This window comes from Pedobacter sp. JY14-1, from assembly GCF_029269825.1.
Classification (GTDB): Bacteria; Bacteroidota; Bacteroidia; order Sphingobacteriales; family Sphingobacteriaceae; genus Pedobacter.
Genome location: NZ_JARJHU010000008.1, coordinates 377,904 through 403,475 on the forward strand (window position 1 = coordinate 377,904; position 25,572 = coordinate 403,475).

The 25,572-nt window shown below is 47.6% G+C and carries 25 protein-coding genes; 15 read left to right on the top strand and 10 right to left on the bottom strand.

Going from position 1 to position 25,572, the window contains the following annotated elements; translation table 11 throughout:
- Positions 1 to 21: 21 nt before the first annotated feature.
- Positions 22 to 1,338 carry a TIGR00341 family protein gene (locus P2W84_RS15180; RefSeq protein WP_276091004.1) on the bottom strand — a complete coding sequence of 439 codons (1,317 nt, stop codon included), beginning with the start codon at positions 1,336 to 1,338 and terminating at the stop codon, positions 22 to 24.
- A gap of 85 nt (positions 1,339 to 1,423) precedes the next feature.
- Between P2W84_RS15180 and nhaA the strand changes: the two genes are divergently transcribed.
- The 13 genes from nhaA to P2W84_RS15245 all read left to right on the top strand — a co-directional run bounded on the left by nhaA (position 1,424) and on the right by P2W84_RS15245 (position 12,021).
- Entirely contained in the window at positions 1,424 to 2,731 is a 1,308-nt protein-coding gene (gene nhaA / locus P2W84_RS15185) for a Na+/H+ antiporter NhaA (RefSeq protein ID WP_276091005.1), read from the top strand.
- Positions 2,732 to 2,752: 21 nt separating this feature from the next.
- The gene (locus tag P2W84_RS15190) at positions 2,753 to 3,376 is read left to right on the top strand and encodes a Crp/Fnr family transcriptional regulator (RefSeq protein WP_276091006.1); all 624 of its coding nucleotides are present in this window, start codon (positions 2,753 to 2,755) and stop codon (positions 3,374 to 3,376) included.
- Positions 3,377 to 3,434: 58 nt separating this feature from the next.
- Positions 3,435 to 4,220 carry a sulfite exporter TauE/SafE family protein gene (locus P2W84_RS15195; protein WP_276091007.1) on the top strand — a complete coding sequence of 262 codons (786 nt, stop codon included), beginning with the start codon at positions 3,435 to 3,437 and terminating at the stop codon, positions 4,218 to 4,220.
- Between the two features lie 11 nt (positions 4,221 to 4,231).
- Positions 4,232 to 5,614, top strand: coding sequence for an MBL fold metallo-hydrolase (locus P2W84_RS15200; protein ID WP_276091008.1), 1,383 nt, complete (start codon positions 4,232 to 4,234; stop codon positions 5,612 to 5,614).
- Positions 5,615 to 5,626: 12 nt separating this feature from the next.
- Positions 5,627 to 6,190, top strand: coding sequence for a YeeE/YedE thiosulfate transporter family protein (locus P2W84_RS15205; RefSeq protein WP_276091009.1), 564 nt, complete (start codon positions 5,627 to 5,629; stop codon positions 6,188 to 6,190).
- On the top strand, positions 6,191 to 6,616 hold the full coding sequence (locus tag P2W84_RS15210) for a DUF6691 family protein (RefSeq protein WP_276091010.1): 426 nt from the start codon (positions 6,191 to 6,193) through the stop codon (positions 6,614 to 6,616).
- A 50-nt stretch (positions 6,617 to 6,666) separates the two neighbouring features.
- Entirely contained in the window at positions 6,667 to 7,122 is a 456-nt protein-coding gene (locus P2W84_RS15215; RefSeq protein WP_276091011.1) for a heme-binding domain-containing protein, read from the top strand.
- Positions 7,123 to 7,212: 90 nt separating this feature from the next.
- The gene (locus P2W84_RS15220) at positions 7,213 to 7,890 is read left to right on the top strand and encodes a response regulator transcription factor (RefSeq protein WP_276091012.1); all 678 of its coding nucleotides are present in this window, start codon (positions 7,213 to 7,215) and stop codon (positions 7,888 to 7,890) included.
- Entirely contained in the window at positions 7,887 to 9,176 is a 1,290-nt protein-coding gene (locus tag P2W84_RS15225; RefSeq protein ID WP_276091013.1) for a HAMP domain-containing sensor histidine kinase, read from the top strand. The genes P2W84_RS15220 and P2W84_RS15225 overlap by 4 nt, the downstream gene beginning before the upstream one ends.
- 2 nt (positions 9,177 to 9,178) lie before the next feature.
- Positions 9,179 to 10,108, top strand: coding sequence for an FAD:protein FMN transferase (locus P2W84_RS15230; RefSeq protein WP_276091014.1), 930 nt, complete (start codon positions 9,179 to 9,181; stop codon positions 10,106 to 10,108).
- 56 nt (positions 10,109 to 10,164) lie between these two features.
- Positions 10,165 to 10,596: a thioredoxin family protein gene (locus P2W84_RS15235; RefSeq protein WP_276091015.1), complete on the top strand. Its 432-nt coding sequence runs from the start codon at positions 10,165 to 10,167 to the stop codon at positions 10,594 to 10,596.
- 1 nt (position 10,597) lies between these two features.
- Positions 10,598 to 10,825, top strand: coding sequence for a DUF4266 domain-containing protein (locus P2W84_RS15240; protein WP_276091016.1), 228 nt, complete (start codon positions 10,598 to 10,600; stop codon positions 10,823 to 10,825).
- Positions 10,826 to 10,833: 8 nt separating this feature from the next.
- Positions 10,834 to 12,021 carry a DUF3570 domain-containing protein gene (locus P2W84_RS15245; protein WP_276091017.1) on the top strand — a complete coding sequence of 396 codons (1,188 nt, stop codon included), beginning with the start codon at positions 10,834 to 10,836 and terminating at the stop codon, positions 12,019 to 12,021.
- 50 nt (positions 12,022 to 12,071) lie between these two features.
- Here P2W84_RS15245 and P2W84_RS15250 read toward each other — a convergent pair whose 3' ends face one another.
- Together P2W84_RS15250 and P2W84_RS15255 are read right to left on the bottom strand one after the other, a co-directional pair.
- On the bottom strand, positions 12,072 to 14,132 hold the full coding sequence (locus P2W84_RS15250; RefSeq protein ID WP_276091018.1) for a tetratricopeptide repeat-containing sensor histidine kinase: 2,061 nt from the start codon (positions 14,130 to 14,132) through the stop codon (positions 12,072 to 12,074).
- 50 nt (positions 14,133 to 14,182) lie between these two features.
- A complete protein-coding gene (locus tag P2W84_RS15255) occupies positions 14,183 to 16,501 on the bottom strand; it encodes a DUF1543 domain-containing protein (RefSeq protein ID WP_276091019.1) in 2,319 nt (772 codons plus the stop codon).
- A gap of 118 nt (positions 16,502 to 16,619) precedes the next feature.
- Between P2W84_RS15255 and P2W84_RS15260 the strand changes: the two genes are divergently transcribed.
- Positions 16,620 to 17,075, top strand: coding sequence for a PA2169 family four-helix-bundle protein (locus P2W84_RS15260; RefSeq protein WP_276091020.1), 456 nt, complete (start codon positions 16,620 to 16,622; stop codon positions 17,073 to 17,075).
- A 139-nt stretch (positions 17,076 to 17,214) separates the two neighbouring features.
- Positions 17,215 to 17,934, top strand: a complete 720-nt coding sequence (locus P2W84_RS15265; RefSeq protein ID WP_276091021.1) for an HAD-IA family hydrolase — start codon at positions 17,215 to 17,217, stop codon at positions 17,932 to 17,934.
- Here the strand turns inward: P2W84_RS15265 and P2W84_RS15270 are convergent.
- The 7 genes from P2W84_RS15270 to P2W84_RS15300 form a co-directional block, all read right to left on the bottom strand.
- Positions 17,902 to 19,041, bottom strand: coding sequence for a TIGR03364 family FAD-dependent oxidoreductase (locus P2W84_RS15270; protein WP_276091022.1), 1,140 nt, complete (start codon positions 19,039 to 19,041; stop codon positions 17,902 to 17,904). The genes P2W84_RS15265 and P2W84_RS15270 overlap by 33 nt on opposite strands.
- On the bottom strand, positions 19,038 to 20,297 hold the full coding sequence (locus P2W84_RS15275) for a DUF5690 family protein (protein ID WP_276091023.1): 1,260 nt from the start codon (positions 20,295 to 20,297) through the stop codon (positions 19,038 to 19,040). Before P2W84_RS15275 ends, P2W84_RS15270 begins: the two co-directional genes overlap by 4 nt.
- Positions 20,298 to 20,448: 151 nt before the next feature.
- Complete coding sequence (locus P2W84_RS15280; RefSeq protein WP_276091024.1) at positions 20,449 to 21,030, bottom strand: XRE family transcriptional regulator; 582 nt, start codon at positions 21,028 to 21,030, stop codon at positions 20,449 to 20,451.
- A gap of 112 nt (positions 21,031 to 21,142) precedes the next feature.
- Positions 21,143 to 22,081: an alkaline phosphatase gene (locus P2W84_RS15285; RefSeq protein ID WP_276091025.1), complete on the bottom strand. Its 939-nt coding sequence runs from the start codon at positions 22,079 to 22,081 to the stop codon at positions 21,143 to 21,145.
- A 24-nt stretch (positions 22,082 to 22,105) separates the two neighbouring features.
- Positions 22,106 to 23,485 carry an aspartate aminotransferase family protein gene (locus tag P2W84_RS15290; protein WP_276091026.1) on the bottom strand — a complete coding sequence of 460 codons (1,380 nt, stop codon included), beginning with the start codon at positions 23,483 to 23,485 and terminating at the stop codon, positions 22,106 to 22,108.
- A 27-nt stretch (positions 23,486 to 23,512) separates the two neighbouring features.
- Positions 23,513 to 25,042, bottom strand: a complete 1,530-nt coding sequence (locus P2W84_RS15295) for an Ig-like domain-containing protein (RefSeq protein WP_276091027.1) — start codon at positions 25,040 to 25,042, stop codon at positions 23,513 to 23,515.
- Positions 25,043 to 25,085: 43 nt separating this feature from the next.
- Positions 25,086 to 25,565, bottom strand: a complete 480-nt coding sequence (locus P2W84_RS15300) for a hypothetical protein (protein ID WP_276091028.1) — start codon at positions 25,563 to 25,565, stop codon at positions 25,086 to 25,088.
- Positions 25,566 to 25,572: the final 7 nt, after the last annotated feature.

The following is a 25,572-nucleotide window of genomic DNA, read 5'->3' on the forward strand; positions in this document are numbered from 1 at the left end:
GTGATTCTGTTAACAACTCGGTCAGTAAAACAAAAGTTGCAAAGAATCAGCCTTGAGCCTGGACTTTAACCAGCGTTGCAGTCGCAAACGTTCAGCTTGCGGGAATGCCGTTTTCAGTTTGAATGCTCCCACAGTAATCGTATCCGTCCTGTTTGTATCGAGCCTTTTCACCTTAATGTTGTCAAGGCTGTAACTTTCCAGTACAGGATAAAGTGAAGCCAGTTCCGAGCGGAGGTCAGGCACTGGTTTATTCAGCTTATTATCTGTTCCTATGTTTGCTGTCGAATCGTTCTGGTAAACCGCTTCAAGGATACTTGCCTTGATCTGCGAGAGGTCCAGCTCGTTTTTGGCATTAAGCCCTTGCCTGACAATTAGCCTCGTATTCGCCAGTTTGTAATCAGGCATCTTCCTCTTTGCTGAATCCAGCTGATTTTTACTGAGCTCAGCCCCTAGCAGTAACAGGTCAATCTCATTACCTTTACGACTGTATTTGTAATTATGGGTGATCACTTGCGTATCCTTGTAGTTGAACTCTTTTAGGACAAACATGCGCGCATTGTTTTCGAATATGCTCTTGTCCACAATCCGGTAAGCAAGATAAACACTGGGCGCAGCCGTGATCAGTACGCCAATCAGAATATACCTGCTCACGCGTCTTTCGTCAGCCCGGTTAGCAAACTCTGTCTTATGGAAATGCAGGTATCGAACGATCAGGTAAGTGGCAACACAGATAAATACACTGTTGATAAAGTAAAGGTACATCGCACCCAGAAAAAAATAAATATTGCCTGATGCAAGGCCGAATCCCGCAGTGCACAATGGTGGCATTAACGCCGTAGCGATAGCAACGCCTGGGACCACATTGCCCTTTTCCTTTCTCGTCGCCGCGATAACCCCGGCGAGTCCGCCGAACCCCGCGATAAACACATCCCATATCGACGGCGAGGTTCTCGCGAGAATTTCCGAAGATGCATCATGCAGAGGCGTAACCCAAAAATACAGCGTCGAAGTAGCTACGCTGAAAAGCGTGGCGATACCCAGGTTACGTGCACCTTTTTTTACCAGCTCAAAATCATTAATTCCAATGCCCAGTCCAACACCCATAATCGGGCCCATAAGTGGAGAAATAAGCATGGCGCCAATGATAACCGCGGTCGAATTCACATTGAGCCCGATGGAAGCAATGAAAATAGCAAAGATCAGGGTCCAGAGATTTGCTCCCCTGAACTCTACGGTCTTCCTGATCGATTCAATCGTGTCGGACTCCGTCGCGCTGTCCTCATGTAGGCTGAAGCGGTAGTTAATAAACCGCCTGATGGCTTGCGATATCTCGTTCATTGCGTTAAGATAGATAATAAGCCGGACCAGCGGCCCCTTACCCGGGAAAAAAAATATATTTGCATAAATCAAAATCATCAGGTACATGGAAAAAACAGTTATAGAAAAGATTATGGCACCTGTTAGCCGCTTCATTCACCTGGAATACACCAGCGGCCTCGTACTGCTGGCCAGCGTTGTTGCGGCGATCTTCTGGGCCAATTCCGTATACCACGACTTTTATGAGCACCTGTGGCACATCAATTTCTCAGTGGGCTTTGATGATTTCATCCTGAAAAAGCCGCTTCACGTCTGGATCAACGATGGCCTGATGGCAATATTCTTTTTTGTCATCGGGCTTGAGCTCAAACGGGAGTTTATGGAAGGAGAGCTCTCTACCCTGAGCAAAGCTACACTTCCGATGACAGCGGCGCTTGGTGGCATGCTTGTTCCTGCGCTGATCTATTTTGTTCTGAACAAGGGAACCGATGCTTCACATGGCTGGGGCATCCCGATGGCGACAGATATCGCTTTCGCACTGGCGTTACTTTCCATGGCGGGCAAAAATGTTCCGCCGTCATTAAAAGTTTTCTTATCAGCGCTCGCCGTGGCAGATGACCTGGGCGCCGTGCTTGTGATCGCCTTCTTTTATACTGCAGAAATCAATTTTACTGCGCTTGCCATAGGCGGAGCCGGGCTGGTAGTGCTTCTTGCAGGAAACATCATGGGAATACGTTCCACGCTGTTTTATCTGATTTTTGGGATTTGTGTCTGGATCGGATTTCTGCTATCCGGTGTACATGCCACGATCGCAGGGGTGTTGGTCGCTTTTACCATTCCGGCAGTGACGCGGATTGATGAGCGGGTCTATTCCGATAAGCTAAGAAAACTTTCCTATGACTTTGAGACCGATATTCCTGAGCGCGGTAAACTCATAACCCCTAAGCAGAACAAGACCATCCAGAACGTCAAACAGTTGAGTATGGCTGCAGAAACTCCGCTTCAGACCATCGAACATACACTGCACCCATGGGTTGCCTTCGGAATTATGCCCCTGTTTGCCCTGGCGAACGCGGGCATCATTATCGGTCCGGATTTTCTGACGTCCGCAATGAACCCGGTCTCCATCGGAGTTGCCGCAGGACTCATCTTCGGGAAATTTGCCGGCATCATGATTTTCTGCTGGGTAATGATTAAGTTCCGGCTGGCGCAACTGCCTGAAGGAGCGAACTGGAAACACCTGGCCGGTGTTTCGATGCTGGCAGGCATTGGATTTACCATGTCGCTGTTTATCAGCGGCCTGGCCTTTGAAAACCCGGTGTTCATCGAACAGGCGAAATACGGTATCCTGATCGCTTCACTTTTAGCAGGGATTATCGGATCGCTTACGTTGCGGAAAATCAAGGTTGAATGACATTATCGTTATATTTATGTCATGGAAAATCTTAGCCAGATCGAGGAATTCAGGTCATCGCCCGAACTGATCGCAAAACTTCAACAGAACAGCATCACCAAAAAATACCCGGCGGGGAGCGTGATCCTGGATGAAAATGCGCATATCAGGTCTATTCCCATCGTCACCAGCGGAAGTATGCGGGTAATCCGAACTGAAGAGGATGGCCGGGAGATCCTGCTGTATTACATCAAAGCCGGGGAAAGCTGCATCATGTCCTTTTTGGGCGGCATGCACAATGAAATGAGCAAGCTCAAGGCCGAAGTGGAGGAAGATGCCGTCATTATGTTCCTGCCGGTAGATAAGGTCTCCCTTTTTATCAGGGAATATCCGCAGTGGCTGGATTATATATTCCGTCTCTATCACAAACGCTTTGAAGAACTTCTTGAGGTGGTAAATGCCATTGCCTTTAAGAAGGTAGATGAGCGTCTGCTGAATCTGCTCTATAAGAAATCTGAACTGATGGGTAATAAGGTGATCACAACTACTCACGAGCAATTGGCGGGCGAACTCGGAACTGCCCGGGTAGTGGTTTCCAGACTTTTGAAACAACTGGAAGAACAGGGCAATGTCAAGCTGGGCAGGAACAAAATTATCCTTATGTAACTAAAGTAGCTGTACCATTCTTTTCCTTGCACTAGCTTTGACCCATCAAGTAAAGGCAATGGAAATTACAGGATATTCAGCTTCAATACTCATCGGGGTCTCCCTGGGACTAATCGGGGGTGGGGGCAGCATACTCACACTGCCGGTTTTGGTTTATCTCTTTACGGTCGACACCGTACTGGCCACCACTTATTCGCTCTTTATCGTGGGCGCGACCAGCCTTGCAGGCGCTGTTTCCTACTTCAGAAAAGGTCTTATCGACGTCCAAGTTGCCGTTTTTTTTGGACTGCCGTCCATCGCAGCGGTATTTTTAACCCGGCACTATCTCCTTCCCGCTATACCTGAACGAGTTTCTGCCTTTGGTGGATCACCGGTATCTAAACCGGCGCTGCTCATGGTACTTTTCGCTGTTCTGATGTTAACTGCCGCTTACAGCATGATCAAAGGAGAAAGCAAGACAGAACCCAGCGAAAGGTCAGGTAACCTTACGCTGGTCGTCCTGCAGGGAACAGCTGTCGGGCTGGTCACCGGACTGATCGGTGCGGGAGGAGGCTTCCTGATCATTCCAGCCCTGGTCAATTTTTTAAAACTTCCGGTGAAAGCTGCGATCGGAACCTCACTCCTCATTATCGCAGTCAATTCCCTTGCTGGCTTTGGCTTTTCATTGGGTGAGGGTAAGATTGAATGGAATTTCCTCTTAACGGTGACGGCAATCGCGATCATTGGCGTCTTTTTCGGCACCTACCTTTCGACAAAAATCAATGGAAAAAAACTGAAGCCCGCATTTGGCTGGTTTGTGCTGGCGATGGGTATCTATATTTTAATTAAAGAAACAATTCACTAAATTATACTACTATGTTTTTTCAACATGTATACGACAAGAGTTTAGCTCAGGCAAGCTACCTGATCGGTTGCCAGGCTAAAGGTGTGGCCATAGTTATTGATGCCCGCCGCGACGTTGATGTGTATCTCAAGATCGCCGCTGAAAACAATTTAACGATTACACACATCGCAGAAACGCACATCCATGCGGACTTCCTGGCAGGATCCAGGGAGCTGGCAGCCCTGACCGGTGCTCAGCTTTACCTTTCAGACGAAGGTGGCGCCGACTGGCAATACCAGTTTGACCATGTCGGATTGAAGCACGGACATGTAATTAAAGTTGGCAATCTGAGTCTGGAGGTATTGCACACCCCGGGTCATACACCGGAAAGCATCAGCTTTGTATTGACCGACCACCCGGCAACAGATGAGCCGGTGATGATCTTTACCGGTGATTTTGTCTTTGTCGGTGACATCGGGCGACCTGACCTGCTGGAAAAAGCAGCAGGACTGATCGGCACACAGGAAAAAGGGGCAAAGCAACAATTTGAGTCAGTCAAACGCTTCGCGGAACTTGCGCCCTTTATCCAGGTCTGGCCCGGACATGGTGCGGGCTCGGCTTGCGGCAAGGCTCTGGGCGCCGTGCCCAGCTCAACCGTGGGTTATGAAAAAATCAGGAACTGGGCCTTCCGCTATGATAATGATGAACAAGGTTTTGTAGACTATCTGCTGGCCGATCAACCAGAGCCCCCTAAATATTTCGCGATGATGAAGCACCTGAACAAGGTAGACAGACCATTGCTGGTTGAAGTTCCGCAACACGTCAGCCTGAGCCCTGAAGTTTTTACAAAAGCTTATAACGACGGTATTAAAGTTATAGATACGCGTAACAAAGCTGATTTTGCAAAAGGGTTCCTGCCCGGAAGCATCAACATACAGCACAACAACAGTCTGGCTACCTGGGCCGGATGGACTTTAAATTACCAGGAACAATTCATTTTGGTTGCGAATGCAGCTGAAATGGAAGAAATCACGAGAAAACTGATGCGTATCGGCTTAGATAATATCTACGGCTTTGTTGGTGGTGTGGACCAGTTAGGCATCGAACTCCAAACTGCTGATGTCATTGATCTGGAAACCTTTAAAACTTACCTGGGCAGGGATGGGGTTCAAATCGTAGACGTTCGCGGTAAAACAGAATATGATGCAGGCCACATTGAGGGGGCTGACCATGTCTTTGTCGGCACGCTGCAAGACAACCTGGATAAAATCAGCCGAAACAAACAAGTGGTCATCCATTGCCAGGCCGGAGACAGGGCAACCATTGCTTACTCCATATTAAGAAGAAACGGATTTAACAATATAAAAAACTATGCGGGCGGCATGAAAGAATGGCTGGCCAGCTCCACCAAATAATTAACATACATTATGCTGGAAATCTTAAAGCAACCCTGGCCCTGGTACATAGCAGGCCCGCTGATCGGGCTTACCGTACCAGCCCTGCTGATCCTGGGCAACAAATCTTTCGGGATCAGTTCATCGTTGAGACATATCTGTGCAGCATGCCTGCCCGCAAACATTCCATTCTTTAAATACGACTGGAAAAAAGAAGCATGGAACCTGTTTTTCGTCCTGGGCATCTTGCTGGGCGGCACGATAACAATGCACTTTTTATCAAATCCTGAACCCGTAGTCGTAAACCCAAAACTGGTGTCAGAACTTGCAGGATATGGCATAACCAATTTCAACAACCTGGTACCGGAAGACATTATGAACTGGTCCGCACTGCTGACAGTAAAAGGCTTACTGGTGATGGTCCTAGGTGGCTTTTTAGTCGGTTTCGGAACGCGCTATGCCGGGGGCTGTACCAGTGGTCATGCGATCATGGGCCTTTCCAACCTGCAATGGCCGTCTTTGGTAGCAACGATTTGTTTCATGATCGGTGGCTTCCTGATGGCCAACCTGATCTTACCTCAAATTCTATCCTTGTAAATGATGAAAACGATCATGAATAACTTTAAATACCTCGTAGTCGGAGTATTGTTCGGCGTTGTCTTCGTCAAGTCTGAAGTCATCAGCTGGTTCCGTATTCAGGAGATGTTCCGTTTGCAATCCTTTCATATGTACGGCATTATCGGGAGTGCAGTTATAGTCGGGATGATTTCTGTCTGGCTCATCAAAAAGTTCAATATTAAAACCATCTACGGTGAAAAAATTGAACTGCACCCAAAGACCTTCAACAAGGGCCAGATCTACGGCAGTCTGATCTTTGGCTTTGGATGGGCCATTACAGGTGCTTGTCCCGGACCACTCTTTGCCCAGATCGGCACCGGAGCAACAGTAATTGTGGTTACGCTGCTCAGTGCCATTGCCGGCACCTGGGTTTACGGACTGCTCAGGGAACGGTTACCGCATTGATGTTTCCGTTTCAACATGAAATTTGTTAATTTGACGTAAGAAAAGCTCACATGAAAAAACAAACGGTACTCCGTCTAATCCTGGCCCTTGCCATATTGCTGCTGGTCATTCAATTCTTCAGGCCTGACGCAAACAGGACCACGACCTCATCTTCTGCTGCAATTGAAAAAGTCTATCCGGTATCAGAAGAAGTTCAGGGGATACTAAAACAAAGCTGTTACGATTGTCATTCGAACAACACCACTTACCCCTGGTACAGCAATATTCAGCCCCTTGGCTGGTGGCTGCAAAACCATATCATAGAAGGAAAGCAGGAATTAAATTTCGATGAATTCGGTAATTACGACCAGAAAAAGCAGAAACACAAATTGCAGGAACTGATCGAAGTGGTTGATAACGGAGAAATGCCTTTAGGATCTTATACGATCATCCACAGGTCGGCCAGACTTTCACCGGACGAGAAGGACAAGCTCATCAGTTGGGCACAAAATATCCGGCGAATGTAACAATTAATACCTTTCGGGGAATACTGTAATTATTCTGGCAATTGTAAGGGGTCTTCAAATTCTCTTCAAATTTATTGATGATATTGCGTTATGAAGTTCCTGGTGATAGAAGACGAAGAAAGCTTACGGCGCAGCGTGATCAAATACCTCACGGACGAAGGCAATGTCTGCGACTGGTCGTCTTCGTTCCGGGAAGCGGATGAGAAGATGATGCTTTATGACTATGACTGCATCATTCTCGATCTGGGCTTACCGGACGGCGAGGGGCTGAAATTGCTGCAGCAGTTGCGCAAATCGAACAAAACCGATGGTGTGCTCATCGTGTCGGCACGGAATGCGCTGGACCAGAAGCTCGAAGGCTTAAGGCTTGGCGCCGATGACTACCTGACCAAGCCTTTTCATCTTTCCGAGCTTTATGCCAGGGCGCAGGCCATCATCAGGAGAAAGAGCTTTCAGGGCAATGATACCGTCCGGTTCGGGGAAATCGAGGTTGATACCGTGGCAAAAACCGTACACGTCAGCGGGCGGGAGCTCTACCTTACGCGCAAGGAGTTTGATCTCTTGCTTTACTTCATAGTCAATAAAAACAAAGTCGTCCCGAAATCCGCTGCGATTACCCACATCTGGGGAGATGAGGCAGATATGGCCGACAGCTTTGACTTTATTTACACCCACATCAAGAACCTGCGGAAAAAACTGTCAGATGCGGGGAGCAGGGATTATTTTCACTCCGTTTATGGTGTAGGCTATAAGTTTACAGACGGATGAAGCTGCTCAGTAGTTACAACCGGATGCTGGCCATCGTCGCCTGCTCGGGAATGGTCGTCATCGGTATTCTTTTTTACCAGACCTTATCCCGTTACCTCAACCGGCAAATTGACGATTACCTTTATGAGGAACTCCTTGAAGTACGGGACTTTGCACATGTCCGGAATATTGTTCCTGCACCGGAAGGCTTTACAGATGTAGTTGTGGAATACAAACGAGTCGCCAGGCTGCGTAACGCAAAGTATCGCTTTCATGACACGGTATTTTACAATCCCAGGAAAAAGCGCACAGAATCCGGCAGGTATCTGCAGACGGATGTGAAACTGGCTGATATTCCTTACCAGGTTACCATCATCGCTTCTAAAGTAGAAAGTGAAGAACAGGTAAAATCCATCGTCCTGATCATCTTGATCCCGCTTGGCATTTTATTTTTTCTGCTCTGGCTGGTCAACCGGTTTTTAATGAAAAAAATGTGGGCTCCCTTTATGCGGCTTGTAGAAAACATCAGGCAATTCAGTCTTGGGCAGGAACAAGCTTACACGCCAGTTGAAACCAGGATTGAAGAATTCCGCGTGCTCAATGATGCACTTGCAGAAGTGGAAAAGAAGATCCGGTCTGACTACCGCGAAGTCAAGCTGTTTACCGAAAATGCCTCACACGAAATGATGACTCCCCTCGCAGTGATCAATTCCAAGCTGGACACCATGTTACAGTCTGAAAATCTGGGCATAGAGGGGAGTATACTGATCACCGATCTGTATAAGGCAACCTCAAGGCTGACCCGGCTCAATCAGTCCCTGTTGCTACTGGTCAAAATCGGAAGCCAGCCGCTGACTGACCTGGAAATGATTGACCTGGAACAATTACTGACTGAAAAGCTCAATTATTTCCAGGAACTGATTCAGCGGAGAAAGCTGAATGTATCTCTGCAAACAGCCCCGGCAAGCATCTACGGCAGTTATTCACTGGTCGAGATATTGCTGAATAACCTGATCAGCAATGCGATCAGGCACAACACAGAAGGCGGAGCATTGCGCATCAGCCTTTCCGGCAAACAACTCCAGGTATACAATACCAGCCATAGCGGGCCACTCGACAGCAGTAAAATATTCGACCGGTTTTATAAAGACAGCACCTCTGAAGGAACCGGTCTTGGCCTGGCTATCCTGAAGGAAATCTGTGAAAAGCTGGGTTATAAGATCAGTTATTTCTGGAGGGACCACTTACACTGTTTTGAGCTGGAATTTTCCGAGGAAAGTACGCCGACGCACACGGGTCAGTCATAAGTATGAAAAAGATAACCTGCAGAAGAGGGGACAGACTAATGGGTAATCGGTTTGAGTTCACGGTTATCGCTGACTCGCATGATCAGGGAGAGGCGGCAATCGACGCAGCAATCCGGGAGATCCAGCGCATAGAAAGACTACTGACCACTTTCGATGACAATAGTCAGACTGCCGCCATCAACAGGTCCGCCGGGCTGGCGCCGGTAAGGGTAGATATGGAAGTCTGTCAGCTGGTTTACCGCAGCCTTAAGATATCTGCGCTCACTCAGGGCGCCTTTGACATCACTTACGGATCTGTGGATAAAAGGCTCTGGAATTTTGACAGAGACATGAAGGCATTACCGGATCCCGCAACTGCAAAAAAAATGGTACACCTGGTCAATTTCCGGAATGTAGCTGTCGATCTGGCAAACAGCACCGTTTTCCTGAAGGAAACAGGGATGAGGATAGGCTTTGGCGGTATTGGTAAGGGATATGCTGCGGACAGGGCAAAAATGGTTTTGTCTGAAGTTGGAATTGTTTCAGGAGTGGTCAATGCCGCGGGCGATCTGCTGACCTGGGGCAGCCAGGCTGATGGCCAGCCCTGGACCATCGGCCTGGCCGATCCGGAGAGGGAAAAGGGCATATTCTCTTCGCTCGTCATCAGCAACCAGGCAGTGGCCACATCGGGAGACTATGAGAAATTCGTGATCATCGATGGAAAGCGGTATGCACATACCATAGACCCCCGCACCGGACTGCCCGTAAGCGGTATTAAAAGTGTCACCATCATTTGTCCAAGCGCCGAACTGGCGGATGCCATGGCCACACCGGTAATGGTGATGGGTACGCGCGTAGGGCTAGACCTGATTGACCAGATGAAAGGTATCGGTTGTGTGATCATAGACGAACATGACCGTATTTTTACATCACGTAATATCAGGCCACTTTAACTCCAGATTGTCTACAGAATTTTACCCTAGTTTGGCATCACCTAATACTTGTCGTCATGAAGACATTACTGATCATCGTATCTGCTTTACTGACCTCTGCATTGAGCTGGCTGGGAAGTTATGACGAGGCCATGCAAAAGGCGAAGGCAGCGCATAAGCCTGTATTGGTCAGTTTTTCCGGTTCTGACTGGTGTGTACCCTGCATAAACCTGAGAAAGGAAATCCTGGAATCTGAAGTATTCGAGCGATATGCATCAGAAAGCCTGATCCTGTTGCGGGCCGATTTCCCAAGACAAAAAAAGAATAAACTTTCGCCTGACCAGGTAAAAATGAACGAAGCCCTGGCAGAAAAGTTCAATCCTGACGGCAAGTTCCCTTATACCCTGCTGATTGATGAGAACGGCAAGGTATTAAAAACCTGGGACGGGTATCCGAAAGTAACACCTGAGGACTTTGTAAAACAAGTGGCAAAAGCAGCAGCAAACTAACATGAAAACGATCGTCTATAAAACCCTGATACTTTCTCTTACCGGTCTCGCCGGCCTGGGCGCGTCCTGCACTACCGTCAGACCCTATCAGAAATCCCGGATCAATGATTCGGAAATGTCACTTTCTGCAAGAAAGACAATGAAGTTTGAACAGAACTTCCAGCTGTACAGAGAAGGCGCTTCAGGTGCAAACGGCGGTAAAAGCGGCGGGGGCTGCGGCTGTAATTAATTGCGACCATGAAGAAAATCTATCTCCACGTTGCCGCGATGCTCCTGAGTATCGCCGCCGCACATGGCCAAAACACCATGCAGGACACCTCATCATACAGATCAAGGAAACTGAAGCTGGAAGAAGTAAATTTTGTGTCTGCCTATTACAGTCAGGACGGTAACCATTCTGCCGTTACCGGTGGCATAGGGACCGAGAAGCTGACGGACTTTGCCAACACCTTCGACCTCCAGCTATCAAGGTATTCCCGCAACGGCAGGAAAAACAACTATACTTTCGAACTGGGGATAGACCACTACAGCTCTGCCTCTTCGGATAAAATTGATCCCGCTACCCTGTCTTCCGCCTCCAGTGCCGATACCCGCATTTATCCCTCACTGGACTGGACCCGCACCAATGAAAAAACCGGAAATTCCTTTGGCTTTACTGCGTCCTATTCCGGGGAATACGACTATCAGTCGATCGGCGGTGCATTTCACCTCAGCAGACTATCGAAAGACAAGAACACGCAGTTTGACTGGCGTGTACAGGCATTCTTAGATACGTGGACGGTAATTCTTCCTGTTGAACTCCGGGCGGGCAACCGGGAACATGAAGGTTCCAGTCCAAGAAACTCGTTCAGCAGTTCAATTTCGCTTTCGCAGGTGATCAGCCAGCGTTTGCAGGGAGAACTGGTCCTGGAACCTGCTTACCAGCATGGCCTTCTTGCCACCAGGTATCAGCGCAATTATTTCACGGACGGTTCTGTGCAGGCGGAAACCCTCCCTTCCGACAGGTATAAGCTCCCTGTCGCGTTACGACTAAACTATTTCCTGGCAGACCGCTTTATCCTGAGAACTTTTTACCGGTATTATATGGACAGCTGGGGCATCAGGGCACACACTGCCGAACTGGAAACCCCTGTCAAACTCAGCCCGTTTTTTTCGGTAAGCCCGTTCTACCGGTACAGCCAGCAGTCCGGCGCCCGTTATTTCGCTCCTTATGGTCAGCACCAGAATGGCGAAAGGTATTTCACCAGCGACTATGATCTGTCTGGCCTGAACAGCAGTTTTTTCGGCGCAGGCATCAGGATCGTACCGCCAAAGGGCGTATTGGGCTGGCAGCGGCTGAATGCACTGGAGCTCAGGTACGGACATTACCTGAGATCAAATGGCCTGGCATCGAACATCGTGAGCCTGAATCTGAAATTTAAGTAATATTTAGGGGGGCAGTGGCTGTGGGGATAATCATCTCCATGGCCTTTTGCTTATTTCAATTCATCCGAAAAACCTGCAGAAGGCGGGTTAAAGGCAGGCAGCGAGAAGAAAAAAGAGGTTCCCCTGTTTTCCTGGCTCTCTACCCAGATCCGCCCGCCATGGCTTTCGACGATCTCCCTGGTAATATACAATCCGAGACCGAGGCTCCCCTCGCCTTCTGTTCCTATGCGTCCTTTATCAGGGTTCAGATCGAATATAGAATCTAGGCGTTCTTGCGCTATACCGATACCGCTGTCCCGGATAGCTACGACCACCTCATGATCTGTATTTGAACATGAAACAAGAATTTCCGACCCCCTGTAGCTGTATTTAATCGCATTCGTCAGCAGGTTGTTGACGACCCTCCAGATTCGTTCCTCATTCACCATTACTTTTGCATCACCGGCACAACTCAGTTTAAGGGACAACTTTTTTGCATCTGCCTTATATTGCATTAATCTGATGTTTTCTTTCAGCAGCGAGTAGATGCTGACGGCTTTACATGATTCCTGGTCTGATCCTGGTTCAATCTTGCTGAAGAGCAGTTCTTTGATAAGCGACTCCATTTGCTCCGCAGATCTGCCCATCATTTTCAGCAACTCCACGTCTTCGTCATCTCTATCCGGCTTATCCAGCATCATGGAGGTAAACACCCGCATGGCACCCACGGGACTTCTAAGGTCATGTGCCATCATCCGCTTCAACCGGTCATTTTCCAGGCTGCTTTTTTCATAAGCACCGACAACCACCTCAAGCTGCTGGTTATGCATTTTTACCTGTCTGTTCAGCCGTCTTAACCTTGCCTTACTCTTGTAAATTGTGATGGCGATGCCGGTAATCAGCACACAGATCAATAACAATGCAGCAACGTAATACTTCTTATTACGATTGGCCTCAGTGAGCAGCGCAAGATCCAGGTTCTTGTCCAACAGCTCAAATTCACTTTTCAGATCAGAATTCTTTATCGCTGTATTTTTCCTGCGCATGGCCAGATATCCGTCAACGAATCTTTCAAAAAGCTCACCGGAAGTTGCAAATTGTCCTCTTACTTTAGCTATCCTTGCTTTCAGCAAGATAAACTCCAGTTTTCCAAGCTCATCCGGCAAAGCATCCATAGAACTGCTGATTTCCCGAACCAGGTGCTCCGCATCCGCCGTCCTTTGCATTTTAAGGAAAAGGTCTGCCAGTTTTATACGGGTTAACAATGCGTCCTGAGGCGCGTAACCTGGCTGACCATTGATCCGGATATTGTACTGATAAGCTTCAACGGCCGCTTCCAGGCGGCCCAATTGCTGAAGCGCATAGCCTTTATTGCCCATAATCACTGCACGGGCAATCATCAGGTCCTTCTTCTGCTGCGCATCGGTGCCGGGGATCCGGTTCACGGCCTCTTCTGCCCGATTATAGTAAAACAAAGCAGTATCCGGAATACCCATGAACTGGTAACATAGTCCGATATTGTCTAAAGCGCCCTGAACCTTATAACTGAGCTGAAATGAAGCAGCCTCGGCGGGAACCACTTCTATTGCCCTGTTATACCAGGATATGGCCTCCCTGAACCTTGCCTGCCCATAATTGATGTTGGCGATCTGAGCATAAACATCATATTCTACAGCCATCTGGTCGCGTTCAGCAGACAGCGATTTGGCAATTGATTTTGCTTCGTAGTAAGACTGATAAGCTTCGTCATACCTTTTCAGCGATAATAAGGCCTCACCCTTGTTGAGATAGGCCTGCGCCAGCTTTGGCCGCCACCCTGAACCTCTGGCAAATCGGAGCATTAAAATTGTGCTGTCCGCATAGAACAACGTCTTCAGCACCTCTTTTTTTACATAGAAATACTGACGGTTAAACTCATATCCAAGATACCTGTTGTAAAGATTCTGCTGATTGAGCTTGCTGAACCCCGCCAGAAAAACTGATCTTGCACTGTCGGGATTTTTACTGAGTAACCCAATTCCATGGTAAAATGACTGTTCGCCTTTCAGGTCTTTTTCCCAGGTTTCCTGATTTCGACACGAAATGCCTAAGGAAATGAGCAGAATCGATAAGTAAAAAAGACTTTTGGGCATCTAGTACTTCGTGTGAAACATGAACAAATATGCTAGAATACCCGGCAAAATCATAATTTTCGATATCCTAGATGAATTTCATCTTCCGGGCCCTTGTAATCACCGGTTAACCTAATTTGGTAAAGTTGTTTCTGCCTTGCAGACAGTACCTCTTCGATACGGTAGACATCATCGACATCGATACCGTATTTCTCATCAATATGGGCATTGGCACCTTTTACCTTCGCAATGGTCTGCTGCTTAAAAAATGTCGTAGACTTGGACGCATTGAGTGCATTTCTGCGGTCTGTCTGAACGGTAAGCAGCGTGTAATGCTGCTCTTCCAGTTTACCTGACTGGTAACCGCCAAGGTTAATGAAAAACAGCCGCGGAGCCGACTGTTCGGGTGCCCCGCTTTCCCTGGCATCAATTTCAACGCCGAACCCCTCTACGTTCGTCACTTCCCGCCAGCCATCAATATGCAGTGAATTCCCTGCTTCCGGCCAAAAAGCCTTCATCTCGGGCACAAGTGCTTCCAGGCTGGTTGCAATCCCAAAAAAGAAATCATGTTGCTCAATGACGCGACCGGGCGCCTTGGAGCCGAGCAGGACCATATATAGTTTAAGGCCCTTTGTTTCCGCACCCTGAACTTCAGGGGCTTCTACCCCTGCATCCGTATTTAGCAGGCGCCCGACGATCCTTGCGGAAGCCGCCTCGCAAAAATCCAGGCCGGAGTAGTCCGGATTAAAACCGCCGATAAAAGGAACTGCCATTACATAGATCCGTTCGTTAACGGCATTGTACGCATCCAGCGCCTGGAAAAAATCATTTATCGCGATTCCTGGCACCTCCAGATAGTATTTCCTGTCTGGCTGTAAGGCAACCTGTGCCTGGCCTGCATCCATCATTGCCTTTGCCTGCTGCTGGTCGCGGAACCGTAACCTTGCCTTACTGAAGGTACGATTCTCAATAAGGCTTTTATAGGGAATGTCTTCATAAGCCAGATGAGGCTGGCCGATGCAGTCGATAAATGTCTGGTAATGTTTTTCCTGTAAAGTGCCCGATTCGTCGGTATACCGGTAGACAGCGCCGCCGTTCTCGCCAGGTATCACTTCACTTTCGTCACCTACAGCGACCATGCTTAACCGACCGGCAGTGTATAGGGCCATGAGGGTTTCGGCCGAGCTTTGAGGAACGAAAGCAATGACTACCGAAATGAGCGGCATCAGCACTTGACGGAGTCTGATCATGTCCTCTGCAGAAAAATACTTAGCGGGATAGTTCATCGTAAAACTCAGTACGGCCAGCATTTCCTTCCAGTACACAGACTCTCGCCTTTTCATGGACTTTTCCGCTTCACGGTATTCCGCTTTCAGCAGCTCGAACGGGTCAATCTTTTCCCGCAATTCCATGACCAGGGCAACAAACGCTTCCATGCTGAGGTCTCTGATCCTTTCATAAAAATCTGGGTCCTGCTTCCGGATGGCTTCTTTGAAGTTCTGTTCAAATACATAGTCAAGCTCCAGAAAACCGTCATTCTGTTCGCGGTTGACCCTGATTTGTTCTGCGCTGAGCAAGGTATCTTTTCCAAGGTGAGTATCTTCCAGATGAAAGCGTACGGCAGGGAGCAATCCGTTTCTCGAATGCATCACGACACGGAAGTCAGGACTGTCTGTATTGGCGATAAATTCCAATTCACCTTTTGCGTTGCGTCCGAAACTTCCGTTGTGTCGTGCCAGGGTACGGATCGCATCGATCGCAGTCAGCGATGAACCGCGTACTGCGATGGCGTGGTTCGCTTTGAAAGCGATCTTCGCCGGCGGATAAGGCGAATCAAACCATCCGGGCACCAGGCCTTCTTGGTTTTTCGGCCATAAGTGGCCGGTACAAATAACCACACGGTCAAAGGTATGCGCCTTTCCGCAGGAAATGACCTGCACCTTTCCCTCCCGGGGCTGGTCAACCACATCTTCGACCGGGCTGTTGTAAAGAATTTCTGTCTGTATTCCCTTTTCCCGCGCCATTTTCTGCAGCAGCTTGAACTGAGCGGTAAGGTATTGCCCGAAAAGCAGGCGCGGAAGGACTTTGTATTCGTTGAACCTGGAGGGATCGATATGATATTTATTCAGGGTATCGGCCGATACCGTCTGGATCCATTCAGATATGGGCGTAACCAGCTCAGGTATTTCATTGCCGGATACATTGGTGATGTGTTCATCCGCAGCCCCAATATGACTATAAGGCATCCCGCAACCGAGACAAGCTTCCTTTTCGAATATCGTGATGACCGCGTGCGTTGCGCCAGCCTCAATCAGCCGTTTGAACATAAAAAGCCCGCTCGGACCACCACCAAGAATGGCGACATCGAGTTTTTCGATTTGTTTTTCCACTTTGATACTTTCCGGTAGAAACCGAAATCCTGTTTAAATTGTTTGACCGGGGTATTGTCGAAGTTATCCAAACATTACCGGCAGTTCGCCTGTTCTTCATGCTCAAATACAATTACCTATGGAAACTACAGAAAAAACAATCGACGTATTGCAAGACCTGATCGAGATCAACAACGACAGGGTTGCCGGATTTGAAAAAGTACTGGCCGACATTAATGATGAAAACATAGACCTGAAGACACTGTTCCAGGAATATGCCACCCAAAGCCGCAAGTTCAGCCAGGAGCTGACCGCAGTTACCGCAGTACGCGGAGGTGAGGCTGAAACCGGAAACAGCGTTGCCGGAACCTTGCACCGTGCATGGATCGATGTAAAGGCGCTGTTTGGCGGTTCGGACAGGGAAAGCATCCTGAACGAAGCAGAACGCGGTGAAGATGCCATCAAAAAAGCTTATGAGACCGCGGTTACCGATGGCAACCTTAACGGAGAAGCTTTGTCATTGGTGACCCGTCAGGCCCAGGAGATCAGGTCGGCCCACGACAAGATCAAGGCCCTGAGAGACATCTCGAAATAAGACTCGAAACGACATCGATAAAGTGCCAGAGGCCTGTTCAAAACCTGGACAGGCTTTGTTTTTTTGCAGTCAGAAATCCCATGCATTTGATCAATCTTAACTGAAATTTAACAACGCATTTGTTTATCTGCAATAAAATATGTTTAGTTTTGCTAAACATACCGAATTTATGAGCATGAAAATTAAGATGGTTGTTTTTGACATGGCGGGTACTACCGTTAACGAAAACAATATTGTTTACAAGACCGTACAGAAAACCATTAATGATGCAGGGTTCAATTTAACCCTTGAACAGGTTTTAGCCGAAGGCGCGGGCAAAGAGAAGCTGCAAGCCATCACAGATATCTTAAAGGCTTATGCAAATATCACAAACGCGGAATTAGCTGATCGTATCTATCGCAATTTTTCCAGAAAACTTGACAAGGCTTATTCAACTTCCACCCTGTCGCAACAACCCAATACAAAAGAACTGTTTACGCTGTTGAAGCAACGCGATATCTACACGGTTTTGAATACCGGCTACAGTCGCCCTGTTGCTCAAACCATCATTAACAAACTGGGATGGGTTGAAGGCGTGGACTACGATCTGCTGATCACCGCTACTGATGTTGCAGGCAGTCGCCCTGCACCTGATATGATTCAGCATGCAGCCGATCATTTTGGCATCAGCACTACAGAAGCAATCAAAGTAGGCGATTCCATTATTGATATTGAAGAAGGCAAAAATGCCAATTGCGCATTAAGCATAGGCATTACCACAGGAGCGCATACCGCCGAACAATTACAGTCCGCCAGGCCAGATTACATTATCGGCAACCTGATGGAACTACTGCCGATCATCGTGTCGTACGGCGATTAGTTGTTCGCAAAGGCCGAAGGACAAGGTCATCCCGTTACCACCTAAACCGTTAATGATCGTCACATTTTCAGTTGGCTGAAGTACCAGTTCGGTTTTTCCATTGGTTAACTTGGGCAATATGCCGTGCCAGCTCTGCACCACATGCATATCTTTTAAACGGGTAAAGGTGCACAGGTAATCCAGGATCATTTTGTTGATGAAATCTTTGTCAAACGGATCATGAACGAGCCCGTATTCATGCGAGTCACCAACGGTTAATTCGCCTGTGTGGTTTTGCGAAGCCATAACGTGTATCCCCCACTTCAAATATTCGGCGTATTCATCGTTGTACCTTTCGCGCAGCAACGGCAGGGATGGCGCCACCTGAAAACCAGGATAGTGTACCATCGATAAACTACCGCATAAGGAAGGGCCGATTCGCCAGCCGCCAGGCTGCGCGGCAATCCGCATCATTTGCAGCTTGCATTTCGTGATCGGTGCTTCAGCAAACAACTCCGGATAAAGTGTTTCAAACTCTACCCCACTGCATACATAAATTTCATCGGCTGTCCAGGTACGGCTGCCACTGCGCACCGTGTTGTCTTTTATTTCTGCTATTGCGGTGTTCCAGTGAAAGACGACACCGTATTTTTCGGCGAGATAACCTGCAATCTGCCCAACCGCCACACGCGATTCAACGATCATTTCTGTTCCGCTCCAAACAGCACCTTTCAGGCCATCAGGATTTACCGCAGGCGATTTGGCCAGTGTTTCTTCAGGCGTTAGTAAGGCAACGCCCCTGATATCTTTATTAATGTCTACGTATTCCTCCATGACACGCAGTTCATCGTCATGATAAGCCATGTGCAACGAACCCACCTCATCATGCCATATACCGGCTTCACCAGCAATTTCCTTCCATATCTTCCGCGACAACATGGCGCGGTCAAATAACTCACCATTAGGTTGACCGATCGGCCAGACCATCCCGAAATTACGTATAGATGCGCCTACCGCACGTTCGTTACGTTCAAATACCGTAACCTTAATGCCACGTAATGACAAAGCCCTGGCTGTTGCCAGCCCAACAATTCCTGCGCCTATAACAATGGCTGTTTTATTACTCATATCGCTGATAATTTGATTGCTTTATTTTCGGTTTGTGCCTTGCGTCCGGTTTGTAAAAAGTAAACCAATGATATGGAGGCTGCGATGGCCCCGACAACCGACATCAGCAGCAGCCCGTTCTTAAAAAAATGCGCCCAACTGATCTCAGTGTTTCCAAATTCCTTAATCAGCAAAACACTGATACTACCCAGATACCCAATTGCGTCTGCGATGTACATGATAAAGCCGACGTTACTTTTATAGTTAAATGACGCGATCATTCGTTCAAAAAAAATGGTGTTGTAGGGAACGTAGCCTGCATACAGGCCAAGTCCTGCCAATGTCATCCAGGTTACTGCGTTAATGGCTCCTTTTTCAAACAAGAGCGTAGATCCACCGGCTAGCAGACATCCGAAAATAATAAAAAGATGAATGATGCTGAAAGCCTGCAGATTGCTTTTCACCATGATCAGCAAACTCATAGCGGTCAGTACGGCAATGGATATGATACTATCTATGTTGGCATAAATGCTGTTGCTGTTCACGCCCAGACCAGCCCATATTTCCACCTCAAAATTGTCCCGGACGTCCCGCATAACCGTAAGCATCACATAAACAACTACAGTTAAAATAATACCCGGTAAAAAACTGGCTAAAAAAGCCCTGCGTTCCCGCCCGCTCATCGCTACCCGTTCTGTGCGTAGTTTTTTATCCTCCACAGAAGGCGGAGGAATAATCTCCAGTACCAACACAAACAACAGTAGCGGAATGACAAAGATTGCACCTGTCAAGAAGGGCATATTGTATTCGCTGACATGGAAACTGGTAATGAGGACTCTGCCAATGGTCTTCACAAAACCAGAAGCAAAAATGAGACTTGTTGATAAGACTGCAGCCATAAATTCAGTAGACCGCCGACCTTCGAGGTAGCTGAAAACCAGACCCCATATCATTCCCAATGGGAAACCATTAATAAAAAGAAATGGAATATTATAGGGAGCAGGAACTAATGCGAAGGCAAGCAGGGCTATCCAGGATATACCAATCAACAACAAAATGCTTTTACCCCGGCTCAGTGCCTTTACTTCCGCAATAAATTTAATACCGTAAAACTTGCTTAAAGTATACCCTAAAACCTGCGCAATGACCAGCCAGGCTTTATAATCAATATTCAAGAATTCCAAACCCGAAAAACTCGCTGCTGCGAAGGCCTTCCGGAAAGCATACATCGACGTGTACGCACCAAATGCCGATATAGCAGCTAGAATAGTCAGCACACTATATGGTAGTTTAGCGACATGCTTTTTTAAAGATTTGACCCAATGAGAGCCCCGATCGGAATTTACAGCTTGAACCATTGCTAAACGTCTAATGTTTAGCAATTATAAACTATGTTTATTAAGGTTAAACTATCAAATTGTTAACAAATTAAACCGGACGTTCTTCGAAAAAATAAACTACAAGCATAACTGCGGGTTGGGTAGTATTATTTTTTGGCGTATGGGGTATTCGCCCGTCAAATAACATCGAGTCGCCTGCACTGACATGATAACTTTTATCATTAAAAATGTACTCCACTTCTCCTGTTAAAATATACTTGTACTCCCAGGCCTCTGTCTGCACTAATTCGCGACGGGCATCCGGCGCGAGTTCCAGAATCACTACATCCACGGTTGAGTCCTTTATAGATTTGGTAAAGATCCGCTGGTAATGAAACCCTTCCGCGTCTTCCTTTTCAAAGTGGTGATAATCTGCTTTGCGTTTGATGATCGGCTCGATATCCTGGTCCTTGTGGCGAATATCTTTAAAAAAAACATTCAGGTCGATATCCAGTGCTTTGATAATGTCTATGAGTACAATCAGTGATGGTATGGTGCGGCTGTTCTCAATTTGCGAGATCAAACCTTTGCTCACATTGGCATTGGTAGCCAACTCCTGCACAGTGATGTTTCTTTCGCGGCGGCGTTCTTTGATGCGGTTACCTATTTGTATTAAAATATCGTCTTGCATAGACTATGTTAGCAGGTGTAGGGTCGAAAATACAAAAAGCTTTCAACCTGTTGGTTTAAAAGCTTTATATTATTTAAGGTTGTGTACTGATAAGATGAAACCAGTCAGCGTTCTACTTCAAACCCACATTGAGGTTGGAAGGTTCAGAAAAGCCCTGAAAAGCGGCCTTTACCGGGCGGGACGTCCATGAATATGGAACCTCCAGATTGAATATGAATGCTATAGTAGCTGCCACATCATACTGATAAACCGGCTGCTGTATTTTGTAACCCTTTTTTACGCCTTTTCCATAGTAAATCACCGGAATGTTAATCTCGTTATCTGTAGTACCGCCATGGCCCTTATTGATACCCCCATGATCAGAAACGATCATGACCATGGTACTTTCTTTAATGCCAGCCTTCTCAATGGCAGCCAATACATTACCGATCAGGCTATCCGCTTTGGCGATTGAATTTAAGTAATCCTGCGTCATGTGCCCCTGTTCATGACCGGCATGATCAACATGGTCAAGGTGCAATAATGCAAACATTGGCTTTTTTGCCAAAATATATTCCGAAAACTTCTGGGCAGCCAATGATTCTGTAGCGGCATGTTCATAGTGATTAACCATTTCCTTTTGCAGCAGCCTGCCGTAGTCATCCCAATGAAACACAACGCCCTGCTCGGCCTGCGGGCGTTGCTGACGGATGATGTCATAAATACTCGGCGAACGTCCGACACTGTTTACCGCAACGGGCGTCATGTGCTTGTCGTTGGGTTTCCAGTCATTCGAGGTTACGCCTGTGAGCTCCGGCCCGCCGCCCAATATCTGAGCCGACCAGTTGGAAGAACTTGATGACGGCAGCACCGTTCTTGCCTTCTCTTTAAATGCGCCTTCTGTGATCATTTTATGCAATACCGGCGCATCGGCCTTTAATAAGCCCTCACTGCTCAAGCCATCTATACCTATGATGATTACGTGTTCCGCAATGTCCTTAGTTTTCTTTTGTGCCTGTGATTGCATAGTACCTGCGACCAGGATCGCTAATGCGCCTAAAAAATGCTTCATAATTTTTGAGTTTTATTGTGTTTTTCATTTAACTTCTACTTGTTGGCTGGCGGCGATCAGGGCACTTTCAAGAATGTCCAATGCTTCATCAAGTTCAGCCATGGTAATGACCAGTGGCGGATACAGGCACAACACATTGCCGTCTGACACCTTTAAGCTCAGCCCCATTTCAAGGCACTTGTACAAGGTCTTATCGGCAAGCAGGCTATGCTTTTCCCTGGTCGCGCGGTCTGTTACCAGCTCAATACCCCACAGCAAACCTTCGCCACGCACATCACCAATGCATTGGTGGCGTACTTTTAAATCGTTTAATCGATTCTGCATGTGGACAGCCAGTTCCCTGACGTGATCAAGAATGCTATTGGCTTCCATAAATTCAATAGCTGCCAGTGCCGCAGCAGATCCGACCGGACTCTTCTCGTGGGTAAAATGCCCCAACGATACTTTTGCAGCTACGTTTAATTCCTCTTTACAAATGACAGCAGCCATCGGAATAATGCCGGCACCAAGACCTTTGCCCAGCACCAGTATGTCCGGTACAACGCCATAATGCTGATAGGCGAACATCGTCCCGGTACGCCCCATGCCAATCGGTATTTCATCAAATACCAGCAACACACCATGTTTATCGCAAATCTCGCGCACACGCTGCCAGTAGGCCTTTGTAGGCACATGAACAGTTGTGCTCCGGATGGTTTCAGCCACCAGTACGCCAACGTCTCCCTCTTTCTCAATGACATACTCCAGATAGTCGGCATAAGCCAGGTCGCCGTTTTTATTTTTGGGATTAAACCACATGCCGCGGTAGGTATCCACCGGCGGTACATGTATGCTGCCAGCCATCAGCGGCCCGAGCCCTTGCTGAAAAACAAACTCACCGCCAAGCGAAATGCTGTCCAAAGATGCTCCATGAAAGGAATCGAACATGGCTATGGTCTTGTACTTACCGGTATAGATGCGTGCGAGCTTCAGCGCTATTGCGATGGCAGATGTACCTCCCGGCGAAAACAGGCAGCGTGTCAAAGTGTAACCGGTTAAGGCAGCTAATTTTTCCGCCAGATAAATTGCAGGCAAGTTGGTATACCGTCTGGGACAAAAGGCCATTTCATCCAGCTGGGCCTTTACCTGATCAATGATGAATTGATTATGATAGCCCAGCTGATGCACATTGTTCCCATGGAAGTCAATGTAGGTTTCGCCGGATAAGTTGTTTAGCCTGACCCCCTGCGTTGATGCCAGAACATCTAAGCAGGGCGTAGATAAGGCCTGATGCAAAAAGAAGTCTGCATCCGCCTTAAGCGCCTCCTTTGTAGCTGCATGATGAATGCGCTCATTCCATTCCCGGCGGTTCTCACTCAGATTAAGGTCGCCTTCGGTGTGTAAATATCCCGTTTTTTCGGTCATCCGGATAGTTTTTGATCGGTGAACATATTAATCAATAGCGTACAGCGCGGCAACCTCAGCAGCACTTAGTGCCTTGTTGTAAATCCTTACGTTGTCCATCAAACCACTAAGATTCTTGCGCGTATCGTCACCTGAATTATATTTACCGGTACCATCTTCAAACAGGGTAAACGGATAATCATTTTTACTGTCCCACGGAGCGCCTTTAAGCGTATTCAGATCGAAACTGGCCGGCTTGGTGGCTTGCACGGTTTCTTTCGCATCTATGTATACGTGCAGCAACTTGGCGGTCTGATCCAGAACCACAGTAACCATGTGCCACTTGTCATCCGCCAGAGCGGCTGCCTGCGGTGTGGTTTCATTAGCTCTCCAGTCCATGCGGTTGCTGACACCATTCGCATCGCCGGTAATCTTGACCAACCAGCCCCTGCCCGGCGAACCCGGACCTGTGTAGGTATCGCCGCCATCAGTAGCTAAAACGAAGCCTGGGTTGCCGCCGCTGTCCCAATCAGAATTGGAGAAAATAGCCGGATCCGAGCCTATGCCTTTGGTCTTGATCCAGAAACTGAAGCTAAAGCTTTGTGAAAGGGATGGTCTTAACAATGCATGTTTAGGGAACACCGCATAAGCGCCTGCAGGGAATGATGCTACCTTCCCGCGTTGAGGATCAGTAACAAAGGTCACATTGGCCGTTGCCAGATCGCCCAGGGAGGCATCAAGCGCATTGCCGCTCGCGTCGCTCAGGTCATTGTCCATAGGCAACCAGGCCAGCAGGGCCGTGTTACTGCCTGTAGTGGTTGTAAATGCCCAGGATGCTGGCTGCAAAAACCCTTCAAAAGCTTTACCTTCCTTATCAACGATCGTACCTGCATCGGCCAGCACGTAATAAGCAGTTCCGAATTTTAACGGTGTGCCCAATTTTATCGTTACCTTTTTATCTGTTACGGTAACCGACTGACTGCCAACGCCGATGTCGGCGACCTTTACATTACCTGCTGTTTCATAAACTGAAAAGTTTCCGGTGCCTTTCTTAATGTCAGCAGCAAAATTAAGCTCCAGTTTGATGGTAGATGCACTTTTGCTACCGGGCAACGGATTTAAGCCGGTCAAGGCCAGGCCGCTTGCACCAACCGTTTTAAACGTCCAGCTGGCTTTGTCAGGGAAACCCATATACTTATTATCCAGAAGATCAACAACGATGCCCTGATCCATGGTCACGGTATATTGCATATCCGCCTTTAGATCGTCAGGCGGGTTGATAATCAGGATACGACGATCCGTACTGAGCGTAACCGCGTCAGAGACAACGTTAATGCGCTGGGTGTCGTCCTTACTTGAAATGGTGATAAAACCAGCACCTTTTTTAATAATTTCATCAAAAGTGATCATCAGATTACTGGTGACGGCTACGCCTTCAACGGATTGTGCAGGGTTATAACTCACCACTATAGGGTTACCCGTATCCACAGCGTAATCAGATTCCTTTTTGCAGGACCCAAGCAAAGTCAGGCCAAGCATGACCATTCCACACAATTGCGCAAATGGTTTATCGTACATTTTCTTCATTTTTATAAATTCTTTACTTGAGGTTCGGTGTAATTTATTGTCGTACCAGCGTTACCTTAAAGCTGCCTTTACCTGTTTCTTTGGTATCCGTATTTTCCCAGCCCATAAAAAAAGACAAGGTGAGCGTATTGGACGATACTTTTACATCAAAGTCATCCACCGGGCTTATACCTGTAAGCTTGACTTTTGCACTATCTGCAGCGCCGGTAACACTCCAGTCAGCAGGTGTGGCCTCAGTGAAAATTATAGGGCAGTTTTTCGCGATAAATTTTGAGGGATTGCCGGTGTCGTCAGTAGTGAATACCAAACGCATACCGCCAAATACCTCGGCAGGAACGGTTTCAGGGGTGACAATGTCTCTCGGCGATGCCCAGGTACCATTTAAACGTCCTGCCGTAAGCCTGTCTCCGCTCAGGTTGCTGTTGGCAGGCAATTCATCTTTTTTACATGAATTCAGCAAAACCAATGCTGCGGCCAACACAAATAAATTTTTCAGGTTAATTATTCTCTTCATAACGGTT

Excerpts from the sequence above, each read along its gene's own strand:
- P2W84_RS15180 (WP_276091004.1), bottom strand. The coding sequence starts at position 1,338 with ATGAACGAGATATCGCAAGCCATCAGGCGGTTTATTAACTACCGCTTC.
- nhaA (WP_276091005.1), top strand. The coding sequence starts at position 1,424 with ATGGAAAAAACAGTTATAGAAAAGATTATGGCACCTGTTAGCCGCTTC.
- P2W84_RS15190 (WP_276091006.1), top strand. The coding sequence starts at position 2,753 with ATGGAAAATCTTAGCCAGATCGAGGAATTCAGGTCATCGCCCGAACTG.
- P2W84_RS15195 (WP_276091007.1), top strand. The coding sequence starts at position 3,435 with ATGGAAATTACAGGATATTCAGCTTCAATACTCATCGGGGTCTCCCTG.
- P2W84_RS15200 (WP_276091008.1), top strand. The coding sequence starts at position 4,232 with ATGTTTTTTCAACATGTATACGACAAGAGTTTAGCTCAGGCAAGCTAC.
- P2W84_RS15205 (WP_276091009.1), top strand. The coding sequence starts at position 5,627 with ATGCTGGAAATCTTAAAGCAACCCTGGCCCTGGTACATAGCAGGCCCG.
- P2W84_RS15210 (WP_276091010.1), top strand. The coding sequence starts at position 6,191 with ATGATGAAAACGATCATGAATAACTTTAAATACCTCGTAGTCGGAGTA.
- P2W84_RS15215 (WP_276091011.1), top strand. The coding sequence starts at position 6,667 with ATGAAAAAACAAACGGTACTCCGTCTAATCCTGGCCCTTGCCATATTG.
- P2W84_RS15220 (WP_276091012.1), top strand. The coding sequence starts at position 7,213 with ATGAAGTTCCTGGTGATAGAAGACGAAGAAAGCTTACGGCGCAGCGTG.
- P2W84_RS15225 (WP_276091013.1), top strand. The coding sequence starts at position 7,887 with ATGAAGCTGCTCAGTAGTTACAACCGGATGCTGGCCATCGTCGCCTGC.
- P2W84_RS15230 (WP_276091014.1), top strand. The coding sequence starts at position 9,179 with ATGAAAAAGATAACCTGCAGAAGAGGGGACAGACTAATGGGTAATCGG.
- P2W84_RS15235 (WP_276091015.1), top strand. The coding sequence starts at position 10,165 with ATGAAGACATTACTGATCATCGTATCTGCTTTACTGACCTCTGCATTG.
- P2W84_RS15240 (WP_276091016.1), top strand. The coding sequence starts at position 10,598 with ATGAAAACGATCGTCTATAAAACCCTGATACTTTCTCTTACCGGTCTC.
- P2W84_RS15245 (WP_276091017.1), top strand. The coding sequence starts at position 10,834 with ATGAAGAAAATCTATCTCCACGTTGCCGCGATGCTCCTGAGTATCGCC.
- P2W84_RS15250 (WP_276091018.1), bottom strand. The coding sequence starts at position 14,132 with ATGCCCAAAAGTCTTTTTTACTTATCGATTCTGCTCATTTCCTTAGGC.
- P2W84_RS15260 (WP_276091020.1), top strand. The coding sequence starts at position 16,620 with ATGGAAACTACAGAAAAAACAATCGACGTATTGCAAGACCTGATCGAG.
- P2W84_RS15265 (WP_276091021.1), top strand. The coding sequence starts at position 17,215 with ATGTTTAGTTTTGCTAAACATACCGAATTTATGAGCATGAAAATTAAG.
- P2W84_RS15270 (WP_276091022.1), bottom strand. The coding sequence starts at position 19,041 with ATGAGTAATAAAACAGCCATTGTTATAGGCGCAGGAATTGTTGGGCTG.
- P2W84_RS15280 (WP_276091024.1), bottom strand. The coding sequence starts at position 21,030 with ATGCAAGACGATATTTTAATACAAATAGGTAACCGCATCAAAGAACGC.
- P2W84_RS15285 (WP_276091025.1), bottom strand. The coding sequence starts at position 22,081 with ATGAAGCATTTTTTAGGCGCATTAGCGATCCTGGTCGCAGGTACTATG.
- P2W84_RS15290 (WP_276091026.1), bottom strand. The coding sequence starts at position 23,485 with ATGACCGAAAAAACGGGATATTTACACACCGAAGGCGACCTTAATCTG.
- P2W84_RS15295 (WP_276091027.1), bottom strand. The coding sequence starts at position 25,042 with ATGTACGATAAACCATTTGCGCAATTGTGTGGAATGGTCATGCTTGGC.
- P2W84_RS15300 (WP_276091028.1), bottom strand. The coding sequence starts at position 25,565 with ATGAAGAGAATAATTAACCTGAAAAATTTATTTGTGTTGGCCGCAGCA.